The organism is Enterococcus sp. B2E4 (assembly GCF_030499455.1).
In the GTDB taxonomy this organism is placed as follows: domain Bacteria; phylum Bacillota; class Bacilli; order Lactobacillales; family Enterococcaceae; genus Enterococcus_D; species Enterococcus_D casseliflavus.
The window spans coordinates 48,319-64,176 of record NZ_JAUKPK010000014.1; the positions used below are offsets into that span (position 1 = coordinate 48,319).

Annotated in this window: 13 protein-coding genes; 12 read left to right on the top strand and 1 reads right to left on the bottom strand. The window is 45.6% G+C overall.

What is annotated here, in order from left to right; genetic code table 11:
* Window positions 1–7 precede the first annotated feature (7 nt).
* Entirely contained in the window at window positions 8–1,285 is a 1,278-nt protein-coding gene (locus Q1X33_RS10740; RefSeq protein WP_005227760.1) for a replication-associated recombination protein A, read from the bottom strand.
* Window positions 1,286–1,501: 216 nt separating this feature from the next.
* Between Q1X33_RS10740 and Q1X33_RS10745 the strand changes: the two genes are divergently transcribed.
* The 12 genes from Q1X33_RS10745 to Q1X33_RS10800 all read left to right on the top strand — a co-directional run bounded on the left by Q1X33_RS10745 (window position 1,502) and on the right by Q1X33_RS10800 (window position 15,739).
* Entirely contained in the window at window positions 1,502–2,122 is a 621-nt protein-coding gene (locus Q1X33_RS10745) for a DNA-3-methyladenine glycosylase (RefSeq protein WP_010749036.1), read from the top strand.
* A gap of 16 nt (window positions 2,123–2,138) precedes the next feature.
* The gene (locus Q1X33_RS10750; RefSeq protein WP_005227763.1) at window positions 2,139–2,627 is read left to right on the top strand and encodes a DUF3013 family protein; all 489 of its coding nucleotides are present in this window, start codon (window positions 2,139–2,141) and stop codon (window positions 2,625–2,627) included.
* 11 nt (window positions 2,628–2,638) lie between these two features.
* Window positions 2,639–3,586, top strand: a complete 948-nt coding sequence (gene prmA, locus Q1X33_RS10755; RefSeq protein ID WP_301969667.1) for a 50S ribosomal protein L11 methyltransferase — start codon at window positions 2,639–2,641, stop codon at window positions 3,584–3,586.
* A 1-nt stretch (window position 3,587) separates the two neighbouring features.
* Complete coding sequence (locus Q1X33_RS10760; RefSeq protein WP_005227767.1) at window positions 3,588–4,343, top strand: 16S rRNA (uracil(1498)-N(3))-methyltransferase; 756 nt, start codon at window positions 3,588–3,590, stop codon at window positions 4,341–4,343.
* 4 nt (window positions 4,344–4,347) lie between these two features.
* A complete protein-coding gene (locus tag Q1X33_RS10765; RefSeq protein ID WP_005227769.1) occupies window positions 4,348–5,013 on the top strand; it encodes a hypothetical protein in 666 nt (221 codons plus the stop codon).
* Between the two features lie 188 nt (window positions 5,014–5,201).
* Window positions 5,202–7,412 carry a bifunctional (p)ppGpp synthetase/guanosine-3',5'-bis(diphosphate) 3'-pyrophosphohydrolase gene (locus tag Q1X33_RS10770; RefSeq protein WP_005227770.1) on the top strand — a complete coding sequence of 737 codons (2,211 nt, stop codon included), beginning with the start codon at window positions 5,202–5,204 and terminating at the stop codon, window positions 7,410–7,412.
* Window positions 7,413–7,418: 6 nt separating this feature from the next.
* Complete coding sequence (gene dtd, locus Q1X33_RS10775) at window positions 7,419–7,865, top strand: D-aminoacyl-tRNA deacylase (protein WP_005227772.1); 447 nt, start codon at window positions 7,419–7,421, stop codon at window positions 7,863–7,865.
* A gap of 312 nt (window positions 7,866–8,177) precedes the next feature.
* Window positions 8,178–9,719, top strand: coding sequence for an FtsX-like permease family protein (locus Q1X33_RS10780; RefSeq protein WP_005227774.1), 1,542 nt, complete (start codon window positions 8,178–8,180; stop codon window positions 9,717–9,719).
* 12 nt (window positions 9,720–9,731) lie between these two features.
* Complete coding sequence (locus Q1X33_RS10785) at window positions 9,732–10,406, top strand: ABC transporter ATP-binding protein (protein WP_005227776.1); 675 nt, start codon at window positions 9,732–9,734, stop codon at window positions 10,404–10,406.
* Window positions 10,399–11,949 carry a PASTA domain-containing protein gene (locus Q1X33_RS10790; RefSeq protein ID WP_301969668.1) on the top strand — a complete coding sequence of 517 codons (1,551 nt, stop codon included), beginning with the start codon at window positions 10,399–10,401 and terminating at the stop codon, window positions 11,947–11,949. Before Q1X33_RS10785 ends, Q1X33_RS10790 begins: the two co-directional genes overlap by 8 nt.
* A 189-nt stretch (window positions 11,950–12,138) precedes the next feature.
* Window positions 12,139–13,878: an ABC transporter ATP-binding protein gene (locus Q1X33_RS10795; protein ID WP_010749042.1), complete on the top strand. Its 1,740-nt coding sequence runs from the start codon at window positions 12,139–12,141 to the stop codon at window positions 13,876–13,878.
* Window positions 13,868–15,739, top strand: a complete 1,872-nt coding sequence (locus Q1X33_RS10800) for an ABC transporter ATP-binding protein (protein WP_301969669.1) — start codon at window positions 13,868–13,870, stop codon at window positions 15,737–15,739. The genes Q1X33_RS10795 and Q1X33_RS10800 overlap by 11 nt, the downstream gene beginning before the upstream one ends.
* Window positions 15,740–15,858 lie beyond the last annotated feature (119 nt).

Consider the following 15,858-nt stretch of genomic DNA (forward strand, 5'->3'; position numbering starts at 1 on the left):
TAAGCACCTAGTTTTTTTTCTTTCGCTGCTGCAACTGCTGGTACCGTTGACCTAATGCTTGCTCATATTTCCCGGTGGCTTTTGGTTGGTAATAATGAGTATTTTTCAGCTTATCAGGTAAGTATTGCTGATCGACCCAGGCATCATCAAAATTATGCGGGTATTGATAGCCGACACCCCGATTCAAGCTTTGGGCACCCTTGTAATGACTGTCTCGTAAATGATCCGGGACATCGCCAGCTTTACCGCTGCGAATATCTGCGATCGCTGCATCCAATGCCATGTAGGCAGAGTTGGATTTTGGTGACAGACATAGATCGACCACTGTATCGGCTAGCGGAATCCGAGCTTCTGGCAAGCCCAAACGTTCAGCGGCTAACACAGCATTGACGGTTCGAGCAGCGGCTGCTGGGTTAGCTAAACCAATGTCTTCATAGCCGATGACCATCAAGCGCCGACAAATGATCGCCAGATCGCCTGCCTCTACTAAACGACCTAAGTAATGCAGCGCACCATCCACATCGCTGCCGCGAATCGATTTTTGAAAAGCAGAGATCACATCATAGTGCGCATCCCCATCTTTATCATGGGTCAATGCTTTGCGCTGCACGCACTCTTCGATGATTTCTAAGGTCAAATGAATAATGCCGTCTGGTCCTTTTGGGGTGGAACGAGCAGCGAGCTCTAAGCCGTTTAGCGCACTTCGTAAATCGCCGTTGGTCGCTCGCGAGAGATGCAAGCGGGCATCATCGGTCAATACGATGGTTTCTGATCCAAGTCCGCGAGTTTCATCTGCTAAGGCTTGATCAATGGCGGTCAAAATATCTTCTTCTTGGAGCGGTTTGACTTCAAAAATCTGTGTCCGACTGCGAATCGCTGGATTGATCGTAATGTAGGGATTTTCCGTCGTGGCACCGATCATAATGATCTTGCCGCTTTCTAAATGGGGCAGTAAAAAGTCTTGTTTTGTCTTGTCTAGTCGATGGACTTCATCAAGCAATAAAATGACAGTACCGCTCATTTTGGCTTCCTCTGCCACGATCTGCAGGTCTTTTTTTGTATCCGTGGCGGCGTTCAGCATGCGAAACGCATAGCGTGTCGAGCCGGCGATCGCACTGGCAATGCTGGTTTTTCCGGTTCCCGGCGGTCCGTATAGGATCATCGAAGAAAGCATTTTGGCTTCGACCATTCGGCGAATGATTTTCCCCGGGCCAACCAAATGCTGCTGTCCGACGACTTCATCTAAGTTCCGTGGCCGCATTCGATAAGCAAGTGGCTGCTGCATAAAACGATCCTCTCCTTTTCCTGTAAGTATAACATAAGAACGTATATTCTCATAAACAAGCTGATTTGCGTCTTTACAGAAACAACAGGGCGCTTATTTTCCACTCAGTCAGCAAAAATCAGGTTCGTTGAAAAGAAATCGTTGAGATCGTCGTAACTCTGTAGTCAAAGATAGTAAGTTCGCCGAGAATTGTGTAGAATAAAGAGGGTGATGAGAATGGATGAATTAATGGCACTTTTTGCGACACAGCCGACAACGACCATCGCACGTGCCTTATTAGGAATGTATTTGGAACATGAGACCCCAGAAGGAACAGTAGGTGGGTATATCGTGGATTGTGAAGCGTATCTAGGTCCCGATGATTTGGCGGCTCATAGTGTGGGCATGCGAAACACACCAAGGGTTCGGGCGATGTATCAGGAACCAGGTACGATTTATTTATATACGATGCATACGCATCGAATCGTCAACTTTATTACGCAGCCAAAAGGCATCCCGCAAGGAATCATGATTCGCGGGCTAGAACCGGTGGATGGGATCGCCTTGATGGAACAACAACGACAAAAAACAGGACCGGATGTAGCCAACGGCCCCGGGAAACTGGTACAGGCACTGCAGATCCCCGCTGAGCTTTATGGAGAATCGATTTTTACAAGCCCACTGCATTTGGTTCCTGAGCGCCGACGTACCCCAAAAGAAATTTTGGCATTGCCTCGGATCGGTATCCCAAATAAAGGGGAATGGACCCAGATGCCGCTTCGTTTTGCGGTGGCTGGCAATCCGTATTTGACAAATATACGAAAAACCGCTGTTCAGCAAGACCATGGATGGTGTTAAGAAAGAAGGAATAGTGATGGCGAAAGAAACGATATTGACTTACTTAGATCAGCGATTAACGAAAAAAATCACCGACTATGATGTGGCGATCGATTGGGATGCCAAAAATCATACGATCGAATTGGTGCTGCGCTTGTTTGCTGAAAATCCTCACCACGTGCAGATCGACGATGCACAAGGTGTGGCATCAGAAGAAGCGATCATTGAATTTGAAGATGGGATTTTGCTGTATGATCCACAAAAATCAACGTTTGATGAAGAAGATTATTTAGCGACGATCCCTTATGCAGGGAAAAAAGGGATCCAAAAAGCCTTGTTAGACGGATTGGTTGATTACATTCAAGAAATTTTAGAAGAAGGCCAAAGCGATCTGCTTGATTTCTTGAACGATGACAGTGAAGAAGCGATCTTTGAATTGCGATTCAACGAAGAAGAATTTGTGGAGAAAATGACGAACTATCAAGCGGGAGCTGGGGAAACCATGATCCCGTACCCTAGTTACTAAGGAGAACGAACATGAAATGGAATGAAGTAACCGTAGCGACAGCTAGCGAAGCAGTGGAAGCAGTCGCCAATATTTTAATGGAACACGGAGCAAGTGGGGTAGCGATCGAGGACGTTTTAGATATCGAAAATTTTAAAAGCGATGCGTATGGCGAAATTTTGGATAAAGAAACCTATACGACCTTAGAAGAAGGCGCCCAAGTCAGTGCCTATTTCCCAGAGACGATCTTTTTACCAGAAGTGCTGCCGACGATCAAAGCAGCCATCGACCGTCTGCCAGAGTATGGTTTGGCGATCGGCAAAAACACCATCACAACGAGCGAGGTCGTGGAAGAAGCATGGGCGACGGCCTGGAAAAAATATTACCATCCAGTCCGTATCTCCCGCTATCTGACGATCGTGCCGAGCTGGGAAAACTATCAACCGCTGCAAGAAGATGAAAAGATCATCATCCTTGATCCGGGGATGGCTTTTGGGACAGGCACACATCCTACGACACGTTTGACATTACAAGCCCTAGAAGTCTACTTGCGAGGCGGTGAAACCGTCTTAGATGTCGGGATGGGCTCAGGCGTGTTGAGTATCGCCAGTAAATATTTAGGTGCCAAAGACGTGTTCGCATATGATCTAGATGAAGTCGCTGTGAGGTCCGCCCAAGAAAATATGGCGATGAACCCTATTGCTCACGATGTGACCGTGCAGGCCAATGATCTCTTGCAAGGAGTGACGGTCCCTGCTGATCTTATCGTTGCTAATATTTTAGCGGACATCATTTTATTGATGATCCCTGATGCGTGGCGTCTATTGAAGCAAGAAGGGACCTTGATCGTTTCTGGGATCATTGAGACGAAAAAACAATTAGTGATCGATGCCATGATCGCACAAGGCTTTGAGATCGATCAGTTGTTCAATCAAAAAGACTGGTATGCGATCGCCTTTAAAAAACCAGAGGTAGAGTAAGATGCAGCGATATTTTTTACAGGAGCCTTATGAAGCAAAAGCGGTGTTTGCCGTTTCGGGAGAACCCTTCCACCATATGATCCGAGTGATGCGCATGACTCCCGGGGCAAAAGTCGGTTTAGTTTTTGAGGATCATTTGGCGATTATTGCCAAGATCAAAGAAGCCGATGAAGAAACGGTGTACTTAGAGGAAGTCGAAAAAGAACAGCAGGACAAGGAATTGCCGCTGCAGGTCACGATCGCTAGCGGCTACCCGAAAGGCGACAAGCTGGAATTGATCGTTCAAAAAGGAACGGAACTGGGGGCGGCAGCCTTTATCGGTTTTCCAGCGCAAACTTCGGTCGTGAAATGGGATCAAAAGAAATTACAGAAAAAGCAGCAACGGCTGCAAAAAATCGCCCAAGAAGCGGCGGAGCAATCCCAACGGCAGATCGTACCAGCCATCACGCTGCTGGATAACGCCAAAGCATTTTGGCAAAGCCTCAGTCAGTATGATGCGGTCCTAGTGGCTTATGAAGAATCAGCCAAACAAGGAGAAGCAGCGATGCTGCTGCAAGTGATCACCGCATTGCCTGTTGGTAGCAAAGTTTTAGCGATCTTTGGTCCAGAAGGCGGTCTGACCCCCTCCGAAATCGAAGAAGCCCAGCAAAACAACGCCAAATTATGCGGGTTAGGCCCTCGAATTTTACGAACAGAAACAGCACCGTTTTATTTTTTAAGTGCTGTCAGTGTGCTAACGGAATTAAAGAGGATGTGAGTTGATGAATAAGAACCAAGAAGCAATCAGTGTCCGTTTGTTGACGGCCGATCTGACCGACTGGGTCTTGAAGGATTTTATCAATCAATATAAGACGACCTTAAAGGAAGTCGTCGTTTTGCCTAGTGCCATTCGGCGAGCGAAAATCTTGGCACAAGGTTCTTCCCTACAAATCGGCGCAGTGATCGATTACCCCCTTGCCCAAGGAACACTGGCAAAGGTGGCGTTTGAAATTGGTCGGGCGTTTATGGAAGGCGCCGATTTTTTGGAAGTCTGGCTGCCAGCTTCTTCCTTCATGGAAAATGATCGTGGCTTTGCGGAGCTGACTGAAACGATCCGCTCCTTGACCTTGACAGGAGGAGAGATCCGCTTAGCTGTGCAAACCGAGATCATGAATGAATTGACGAAGATCCAAGTAGCACAACGCTTGAAAGAAGAAGCTTGGCCAAAGATTGTGTTAGGGCAAAAACAACCACTAGCAGAAGCATTGCATGACGTGAGCTTGTTTTCCTTAGATGGCGGCAGTCAACTGTCGATCCAGATCAATCCTGACACAGTAGATGAACAAGCGCTGCAATCACTACAGGCTGCTGGCGCTGAGAAAATCGGGCTCTCGTATCATGTTTTTGAAGAATTGCTTAAGGACCAGCCGTCGCCCGATGTGCTTTGAACAACAGCGATTGAAAAATAGCTGAAAAATTTGTATAATAATACTACTAAAATAAGAACTGCAGGTTAGACAGGAGTCCCATGCTTAGAACGTTTGTCCGCAAGGCTTTGGGTGCGTGACGAAACGTTAACAGCGACTTCTGTCTGCCTTTTTGATAGCACAAAAAAGAAAAGCAGGAGGCGGAATGAATGGCAAAAGAAGTTATATTGACCGGGCCCAATGTCATCAAATTGGTCGCTCATTATATGAGTGAAGAGCATGTTGCCTTTGTCCAAAAAGCATTAGATTACGCGACAGAAGCCCACAAAGAACAATTCCGTAAATCCGGCGAGCCTTACATTATTCATCCAATCCAAGTTGCGGGGATCTTGGCAGAATTGCAGATGGATCCTCATACCGTTGCAACTGGTTTTTTGCATGATGTCGTCGAAGATACCGATGTGACGTTAGCCGATCTGAAAGAAGAATTCGGTGCCGATGTAGCGATGCTAGTGGATGGCGTGACCAAGCTGGGTAAGATCAAGTACAAATCTCATGAAGAACAATTAGCAGAAAATCATCGAAAAATGTTGATCGCCATGGCGCAAGATTTACGGGTCATCATGGTCAAACTGGCTGACCGTTTACATAATATGCGTACGTTGAAACATCTGCGGGAAGACAAACAACGCCGCATCGCCCAAGAAACGATGGAAATCTATGCCCCATTGGCTCATCGTTTAGGGATCAGCCGCATCAAATGGGAATTAGAAGATATTTCTTTGCGTTATTTGAATCCACAGCAATATTACCGAATCGTGCATTTGATGCAGACAAAGCGAGAAGAACGGGAATCCTACGTTTCTGAAACCGTAGAAGAGATTCGAATCGCCACCGAGGAACTAGATATCTATGCTGAGATCTATGGCCGACCAAAGCATATTTACTCAATCTATCGCAAGATGAAAGACCAAAAGAAACAGTTCAATGAAATCTATGATTTGTTGGCGATCCGAGTGATCGTTGACTCCATCAAAGATTGTTATGCGGTTTTGGGAACGATCCATACAAAATGGAAACCAATGCCTGGGCGGTTCAAGGATTATATCGCGATGCCAAAAGCCAACATGTACCAATCGCTGCATACGACGGTCATTGGTCCCAAAGGCAATCCTGTCGAGATCCAAATTCGGACCCATGAAATGCATGAGATCGCTGAATTTGGGGTTGCTGCGCACTGGGCCTATAAAGAAGGCAAGACCGAAAAAGTCAGAGCCGACAAGATGACCCAACAAGTTGGCTGGTTCCGAGAAATCTTGGAACTACAAGATGAAAGCTATGATGCTTCTGAATTTATGGAAGGTGTCAAAGGCGATATTTTCAGCGACAAAGTCTATGTATTTACGCCAAAAGGTGATGTGACGGAGTTGCCTCAAGGCTCCAGTCCCCTGGATTTTGCCTATAGCATCCATACCGACATCGGTAACAAAACCACCGGCGCCAAGGTCAACGGCAAGATGGTCCAATTGGACTACAAGCTAAAAAATGGGGACATTATCGAGATCTTGACCTCACCAAATTCCTTTGGCCCAAGCCGCGACTGGGTCAAACTAGTGGCTACCAGCAAAGCGAAGAACAAAATCAAACGATTTTTTAAAGCCCAAGATCGTGATGAAAACATCATCAAAGGGCATGAGGCAGTGGTTCGTACCTTACAAGATATGGGCTTTGTGCCGAAAGAATTTTTGACGAAAAGCAAAATGGCGGAAGCTTGCGAACGGTTCAACTACCAAACAGAAGATGATCTATTTGCCTCTGTCGGCTATGGGGAAGTTAGTCCCACGACTTTAGCCAACCGTTTGACCGAAGAAGAACGGCGCGAGAAACAAATCGAGAAGCAAAAGCAGCAAGTCCAAGAGATGATCAATCAACCGACGAAAAAAGAACCAGAAAAAATGAAGGTTCGTCACGAAGGCGGCATTGTCATTGAAGGGGTCGATAACTTGTTGATCCGCATCTCCCGCTGCTGCAATCCAGTCCCTGGAGATTCGATCGTCGGCTACATTACCAAAGGCCGAGGAATCTCGATCCACCGCAGCGATTGTCCCAATGTTCAAAACAAAGACGCCGCGAACCGTTTGATCGATGTTGAGTGGGAAGATGCCACCGACATCAACAAAGAATACGATGCCGATCTTGAGATCTACGGCTATGATCGTTCTGGGTTGCTCAATGATGTCTTACAGACAGTCAACACTGTCACGAAGCGCTTAGTGAGTGTCGAAGCCAAAACCAACAAAGACAAAATGGCAACGATCCGCATCACGGTGGCGATTCAGAATTTGACCCATTTGAAATCGATCGTTGATAAAATCAAGCAGATTCCAGATGTTTACAGCGTCAGACGTACGAAGGGATGAGAAAGAATGCGGGCAGTGATCCAGCGAGTCAGTCAAGCAAGTGTGTCGATTGAGGAGAATATCGTCGGTGCGATCCAACAAGGGTTTATGGTTTTATTGGGGATCACCCATGAGGATACAGGCGACGATGTGGCTTATCTCGTAAGAAAAATCAAAAATCTGCGGGTTTTTGAAGACGAAGAAGGTAAAATGAATCGGTCACTGGAAAGTATAAATGGCGCCGTCTTGAGTATTTCACAGTTCACCCTCTATGGGGAGACCAAGAAAGGCAATCGTCCCAGCTTCATTCAAGCGGCACCGCCAAGTATTGCGATCCCGCTTTACGAAGCTTTTAATGAAGGCTTAAAAGCAGAAGGGATCACTGTTGCTACTGGAAAATTTGGTGCAGATATGCAAGTCGCCTTGGTCAATGATGGCCCGGTGACGATCGTGATCGATACGAAAGAAAAATAAGGGATACAAAACGAAGGATTTTCTCGCTGGGAAAGAGTGAGAGAATTCCTTCGTTTTTTTATACTCTCGAAAGTGCCAAGCATTTTTGATGGAATCCAAGTAAAATTTAAGTTGAAATCGGGAAATCTTACAAAACTGTTAGTAAAAATCCCATTCTTTTATTTGTTATTTAACATCTTTTTCTTGTTCTTTTATAAGGGTTTTTAAATGAAAATATCGTTTGTGCTCGTTTTTTTATATTTCAAATTCGAAAAACGACCCTTTATTGCGATTGTTCTTAAGGGAGAAGTATGGAATAATTGTTAAAAAATAATGTCACTGGAGGAAATAACAATGAACTTTTGGCAGCGTGCATTAAAAAGTATCACCAGAAGAAAAGGGAAATCATTTATTTTATTTTTAGTTCTATTTATTCTAGGCAATGTGATCGCTGGTGCTGTAGCAATTCAACAATCCACTGCCAACGTGGAGCGAGAGACGAAACGCAAAATGGGGAACGTAGCTACGGTGGAAATGGATTGGGAAGGTTTTGATAAAGACCATGCGGATGTTTCGGAGGAAGAACGGTCTCAAGAGGATTTTTATCCGAAACCACCAGCGCTGGATGTTTATAAGCAAATCGGTCAGTTAAGCTATGTCAAACATTATGACTATCAAATGATGGGCAGTTTAGAAACGAAAGAACTGAAAGCGTATGTACCAGAAGATGGTTCAATACAGATGGGCGGTCAATATTTCACATTGAAAGGCGGCAATTTGACACAGCCAATAGATATGCAAGAAGGGTTGATTCGTCTCGATGAAGGCGAAGGCCTAACGGAAAAAGATTTAAATGAACTGACGAATGCGGTATTGATCAGTAAAGAAGTTGCTGAACTGAATAACTTGAGCGTTGGGGATCAGTTGGTTTGGGATATCCGGACAGATATCATGATGGGCGGTGGAAGCGAGATCGTGGATGACGAAGAAAACGATGGCACAGAAGAAACTAGTGATGACAGCAACAGTGCCAGCTTTGATTATCCTGTGACGATCGCTGGAATTTTTTCGGTAGTTAAAAAAGATCAGAGCAATCAAAATGATTCATCGGATCAAAGTGGTAGTCAAAACTCCGATACGATATGGCAAGTGATGGATCAAATCAATACGTTTTATGCTAGTAATAATCTAGTCCTCGATTACACTAAGATTCAAGCAGAGAAGGTTTGGGGTGAAACAATCGATGAAGATGCAGATAACTTTTATCAACCGATCTTTGTCCTAAATTCAACGGATGACGTCGAAGCCTTTAAACAAGAAGCTGGTGCGTTATTGCCCCAATACTACCGCGTCGTTGCCAATACGGATCAATACGAGCAGATCGCCGGTGGTTTTACTCGTTTAGGAGTGATCGCAAATTACATCGTGATCATTGCATCGATCGCTACCATCTTTATCATTTCCTTAGTGGTCTTGCTTTTCTTACGAGATCGGAAACAAGAATTAGGCATCTATCTTTCCTTGGGGGAAAGTCGGGGGAAAGTCATTGGTCAGATCGTGATTGAAGTCTTGCTGGTTAGTTTAGCCGCATTGCTATTGTCCTTAGTGACCGGGAACTTATTAGGTGGTGCCGTTTCAAATACCTTGATGCAAAACGATTGGATGAGCAATCAAAATGAGATGGGCGGTGTTTATTATGGCAGTATGATGGCAGCTAATATTGATTACATGGATATCAAAAATGCTTATCAAGTATCCTTCTCAGCCGGCTACATCATCACGTATCTGCTGTTAGGTCTAGGAACTGTCTTACTCTCAGCGATTTTACCGCTATTGTATATTTTACGCTTGAATCCAAAGAAAATCATGATGTAGGAGGAACCAACGATGACTTTATTAGAAACGAAAGCAGTCGATTACTATTACCAAGATGGCGATCAGCGCCGCTATATACTGAAAGAGACCTCTGTTTCTTTTGAAAAAGGGACTTTCTATGCCATCTTAGGACAATCTGGTTCGGGAAAAACGACGTTTTTATCCTTGATCAGTGCGTTGGATAGTCCGAAAAGCGGTCAAGTACTTTATGAAGGCACCGATATCGAAAAAATCGGGCATGAGAATTATCGCCGCGACGACATCAGTATCATTTTCCAAAGCTATAATCTGATTCCCTATTTGAGTGCAGTCGAAAATGTCTTAGTGCCGATGGCGATTACGAAAAATCAGCTGCCAGACAATCAACGAGAAGTGGCGTACAATTTGCTGGATTATATAGGCATCACTAAAGAAAAAGCCGATCGTCTCGTCAATCAATTATCTGGTGGGGAACAACAACGGGTAGCGATCGCCCGGGCGTTAGCCACCAATGTCGATATCATTTTAGCGGACGAACCAACCGGGAATTTGGATGAAGAAATGGAACAAGAAATCATCGATATCTTTAAAGAGCTGGCACACGTCCACAACAAATGTGTGATCGTCGTGACCCACGCCAACGAGATCGCTCAACAAGCGGATGAAGTCTTGTATTTACGTAAAGGTGTGTTGAGCAAACATGAGTGATTTTTTATCAAATTTTAGCCCGGACAACTATGATGGCAAAAAGAAACCCACGCCCGATCGCGAGAAAAAAACCAGCGAACCTGTCGGAGATCAAAACGCAAGTGGCGCGGAGCAAGCGGGCAAACCAGCAGAGCCGACGACGGTTCACCAATCAGAAGAGTCGACCGCTAGTGAGCCACTGAGTCGTTCGGCAGCCCGACAACAAACACAGACGACTGAAGCAAAAGCGGCGAGTTCTTCGACGGAGAAGGTAGCATCAAAGGAACCAGTCAGCCGGTTTGGGAAAGAAGAAACGGAATTTGATCCGACCTACAAAAAGCGTAAGCAGAAAAAAATCTTGCTGATTGCCCTACTGAGCGCCTTGGCGGTTGCCGTGATTGGGATCGTCTACTATCAAATGACCCATGTGAAGGTGCCAGATTTCACTGCCCAAGATCTGTCAGAAGCGCGGACGTGGGGCATGGAAGAAGGCGTCGCTATCAAAGTGGAGCAAGAATATGATTTTGACAAAGACGTCAACCAAGTGATTGACCAAAGTGTTGATCCTGACAAAAAGATCAAGAAGGGTGCCACATTGACACTGACGGCGAGTCTCGGGCCTGATCCTGAAGAACGCTTAGAGCTGCCAGATTTTTCAGCGATGCAAGTGACCGAAGCAAAAGAATGGATCGCCAGCAATAAAGCCGAGAACCTCTCTTTGATCGAACAATTTGACGACAACGTAGCAGCAGAAGCCTTTATTAAACAAGAGGCGGCCAACAAAGAGCTTGATTTGGCGGAATACAAACGCAAAGACCGTTTGAGTGTCTATTATTCAAAAGGGAAAGAGGTCTTTGAAAAGAATATTGAAGTACCTGATTTTACGGGCAAAGCCAAGAGTGAAGCTTCTGAATGGGCGAAAAAGAATGACTTGAAATACAAAGAAGAAACCGTCTTTTCTGACAGTGTCGCCCTGGATCTGGTGGTTTCACAAGAACCAGTCAAAGGCAGCAAACTCGCGAAAAAAGATGAATTTGTGGTGAAGGTCTCAAAAGGCCAAGCATTGACCGTTCCAGATTTTTCACAATACACGATCGAAGAAGCCCAAGGACTAGAATCGAAAATCCCGCTGCAAGTCAGCACAGTCTATTCCGATCAAGTGGCGTATGGTAGTTTCTTGAGCCAGTCGGAAGAAGCAGGCAAAGAATACAGCGAAAGCGATACTTTGCCAACTGTCAAAGTCGTCTACTCATTAGGCCGACCATATTTAAAAGACATCCGTTTTCAAGCAACGGAAGGCGACTTGCCAAAACTATTCTTTGATGAATACAAATCAAAAGGCGCCAACGTCTATTATGAAATCTACTATATCGATTCGGCGGAACCAAAAGGAACCGTTGTTGAAATGAGCCGCTACGGCGAGTTTATTCCCCTAGAAACGTGGATCACCATCGGGATCAGCCGCGGCAATCTGCAAGGCAGTACCCAAACACCGCCGGCAGATGATGGCGGTGACGATGTCGATGAACCGATCAGTACCGCTGGTTCAAACGCTACCGAATAATCCTTACTAAGTGCTTTTTCAAACCGCATCAAAAAAGCAAGCACCCTTCTTTTTGGAAGGGTGCTTTTTACTTACTAATTGTAAAAAAAACACAAGCGAGCCGCTTGAAATCGCTGGGTCGATAAAGTAAACTTGATGGTAACGATAAAAAATGGCTCCGCAGTGCCATCTATAGAAGGGACGAAACAAATGATAAAAAAATTACTCGCGAATGTTGGCAGCTATAAGAAGGACAGCTTGCTGACCCCTGTGTATGTAGCAGGAGAGGTTGCCTTAGATGTCATTATGCCCCTGATCATGGCCATGATGATCGACCAAGGGATCGAAAAAGGAGACGCCGGTGTGATTCTAAGAGATGGCGGCTTGCTTTTTTTATGTTCCTTGATCGCATTACTTTTAGGAACGCTTGGCGGACGAACGGCAGCGATCGCTTCGGCTGGTTTTGCCCGCAACCTGCGGCACAATCTGTTTCGCCGAATCCAAGATTTTTCCTTTTCAAACATTGACCGCTTTTCTTCCTCCAGTTTGATCACCCGCTTGACCACTGACGTGACCAACGTCCAAAATGCTTACCAAATGATTATTCGTATTCTGGTCCGTAGTCCGTTAGTTCTGATTTTTTCACTTGCAATGGTTAGCACCATCAGTCCAGAACTTATGACGATCTATCTGGTTGTTTTACCGATCTTAGCGATTGGTCTGGCTTTAGTTATACGTTTTGCCCACCCGCTGTTTCTAAAAGTATTCCGCATTTATGACCGCCTGAATAATGTGGTGCAAGAAAATTTACAAGGGGTTCGCGTCGTGAAATCGTATGTTCGGGAAGAACAGCAAGAAGAACTGTTTGGCGAAGTGTCCACCGATGTTTATCGGAATTTCACGCTTGCGCAACGAATCGTCTCTTTCAACATGCCATTGATGCAATTTTCTGTCTATACGTGTATGCTGCTCCTGTCATGGTTTGGTGCTCAGCTGATCGTGGAACAAAGCAGCCTGACCACTGGGGAGTTAGTCAGCATGTTCAACTACACGATGCAGATTTTGATGAGCTTGATGATGATGTCGATGGCTTTCGTGCAGATTTTGATCGCACGAACGTCGGCAGAACGGGTCGTAGAAGTATTAGATGAAGAAAGTGACTTGAAAAATCCCGCCGATCCAGTCAAAGAGATCAAAGACGGCTCCATCGTTTTTGAGAATGTCGGCTTTAGTTACGCCAATGACAAAAACAAGCTGGCGCTGACGGATGCAAATCTGCGTATCGAATCCGGGGAAGTCATTGGAGTCATTGGCGGGACCGGGAGCGGAAAATCCACCCTCGTCCAGCTGATCCCGCGCTTATATGATGTGATTGAAGGGCGTGTCATCGTCGGCGGTCATGATGTTCGCGACTATGATTTAGAAGCATTGCGGGACCAAGTAAGTATGGTCTTGCAAAACAATGTCCTTTTCAGCGGCACCATCAACGACAATTTACGTTGGGGCAATGAAGAAGCGTCGGATGAAGAGATCCAGCGCGTGGCAACGATCGCACAAGCCGATCCCTTCATTCAAGAATTTCCTGATAAATATGAAACGCAGATCTCACAAGGAGGAAACAATGTTTCTGGTGGACAAAAACAACGGTTGACGATTGCTCGTGCCTTGTTGAAGAAACCGAAAATCTTGATCCTCGATGATTCTACCAGTGCCGTCGATACCAAAACCGACCGCAGTATTCGTGAAGGCTTGAAACGAGAAATCCCTGGAACGACGACAATCATTATTTCCCAACGGATCAATTCGATCGAAGACGCCGATCGGATCATCGTAATGGATGATGGCAAAATCAACGGCATCGGTACCCATGAAGAATTATTGGCAAACAATGCCATCTATCAAGAAGTGTACCATTCGCAGCAGAAAGGATTTGGTGAAGGTGAAGAATAGACAAGCAGCAAATCCCAAGCGCACATTGAAACGCTTATTGCGGACGATGTTTGGCGACTACAAAGGACAACTCCTATTCGTCGTTGTTATGATCTTACTAAGTGCCTTTGCCAACGTTCGCGGTTCGTTGTTTTTACAAGTCGTGATCGACGATCATATCACACCGCTTTTAGGGCAAGCCAATCCTGATTTTGGCGGTTTGTTTCGGGCGATCGTTCAAATGGCGATCATCTACCTGATTGGGATCTTGGCCGCACTGATCTATAACTTTATGATGGTCAAGATCAGTGAGGGGACGCAGAAAAAAATCCGTGACCAAATGTTTACGCATATGCAGTCTCTACCCGTCGGTTACTTTGATGCCCGCTCAGATGGCGACATCATGAGTCACTTTACCAACGATACGGATACGTTGCGCCAAATGATCTCCCAAAGTATTCCAAACTTGATGATGGCGGCGGTAACCTTTTGTTCTGTCTTTATCGCTATGTTCTCCATCAGTGTCCCATTGACTTTGTTCGTGATGCTGTCGATTATTTTGATGCTGAATGTGATCCGCATCATTTCTCGCCGCAGCGGCCGCTTCTTTGGCGCACAGCAACGAGATTTAGGCGCTGTCAACGGGTATATCGAAGAAATGATGCACGGGCAAAAAGTCGTCAAGATCTTCAATCATGAAAAAATCGTCATGGAAGAATTTGATGCCTTAAATGACCAACTACAAGAAAGTGCCACTAAAGCCAATGTCAATGCCAATACCTTGATGCCGATCATGATGAACTTACTGAATGTCCAATATGTCTTGATCGCCATCATTGGGGGTCTGTTTGCCATCAATGGTGTTTCTGGCCTAACGGTCGGGATGATCGCTTCTTTCTTGCAGCTGAGCCGTTCATTAAATGGTCCTATCAGCCAGGTGTCACAACAAATCAACTTTGTGATCATGGCGTTAGCTGGTGCCGAGCGGATCTTCCATCTATTAGATGAAACGCCAGAAATCGATCATGGCTACGTCACACTGGTCAATGCCAAATGGTCGCAAGGTCAGCTAGTTGAAACCAAAGAACGAACAGGCACGTGGGCGTGGAAACATCCCCACGAGGATGGGACCATTACCTATACGGAAGTGACGGGAGACGTGCGATTTGAAGATGTTGATTTCGGCTATGTCGACAATCAACTGGTCTTACATGATATCAATCTGTATGCAGAGCATGGGCAAAAAGTTGCTTTTGTTGGTGCCACAGGTGCTGGTAAGACAACGATCACCAATTTGATCAATCGGTTCTACAACATCCAAGACGGGAAGATTCGTTATGATGGCATCAATATTGAAAAAATCCATCTAGAATCCTTGCGCCGCTCCTTAGGAATCGTGTTGCAAGACACCCATTTGTTTACTGGAACGATTCGCGAGAATATTCGCTTCGGAAAACTGGATGCTAGTGATGAAGAAGTGCTGGCAGCTGCGAAATTAGCCAATGCCGACATGTTTATCAACCACTTGCCAGAAAAATACGACACCGTGATCACGGGCGATGGCGAAGGGCTTTCCCAAGGGCAACGTCAGCTGTTGGCAATTGCGCGGGCAGCGATCGCTGATCCGCCAGTGATGATCTTAGACGAAGCTACCTCAAGCATCGATACACGTACAGAGCGGATCGTCCAATCAGGGATGGACCGTTTGATGTCTGGACGGACCGTGTTTGTGATCGCTCATCGATTGTCTACGATCCAAAACTCCGATGCCATCATGGTGATGGATCATGGCCGTATCATTGAGCGGGGGACCCATGAAACGCTATTGGCGGAAAAAGGCACCTATTATCAGCTCTATACTGGAAAAATCGAATTGGATTGATCCTGCCATGGCTACGGCTTGAAGCTGCAGCGACTGGCGATCTACCTATTTTTTCCCTTGTTTGCAACGACCGATTGGCAGTAAGCCAGTCGGTTTTTTTGCGCAGCTCGAAAAAATGG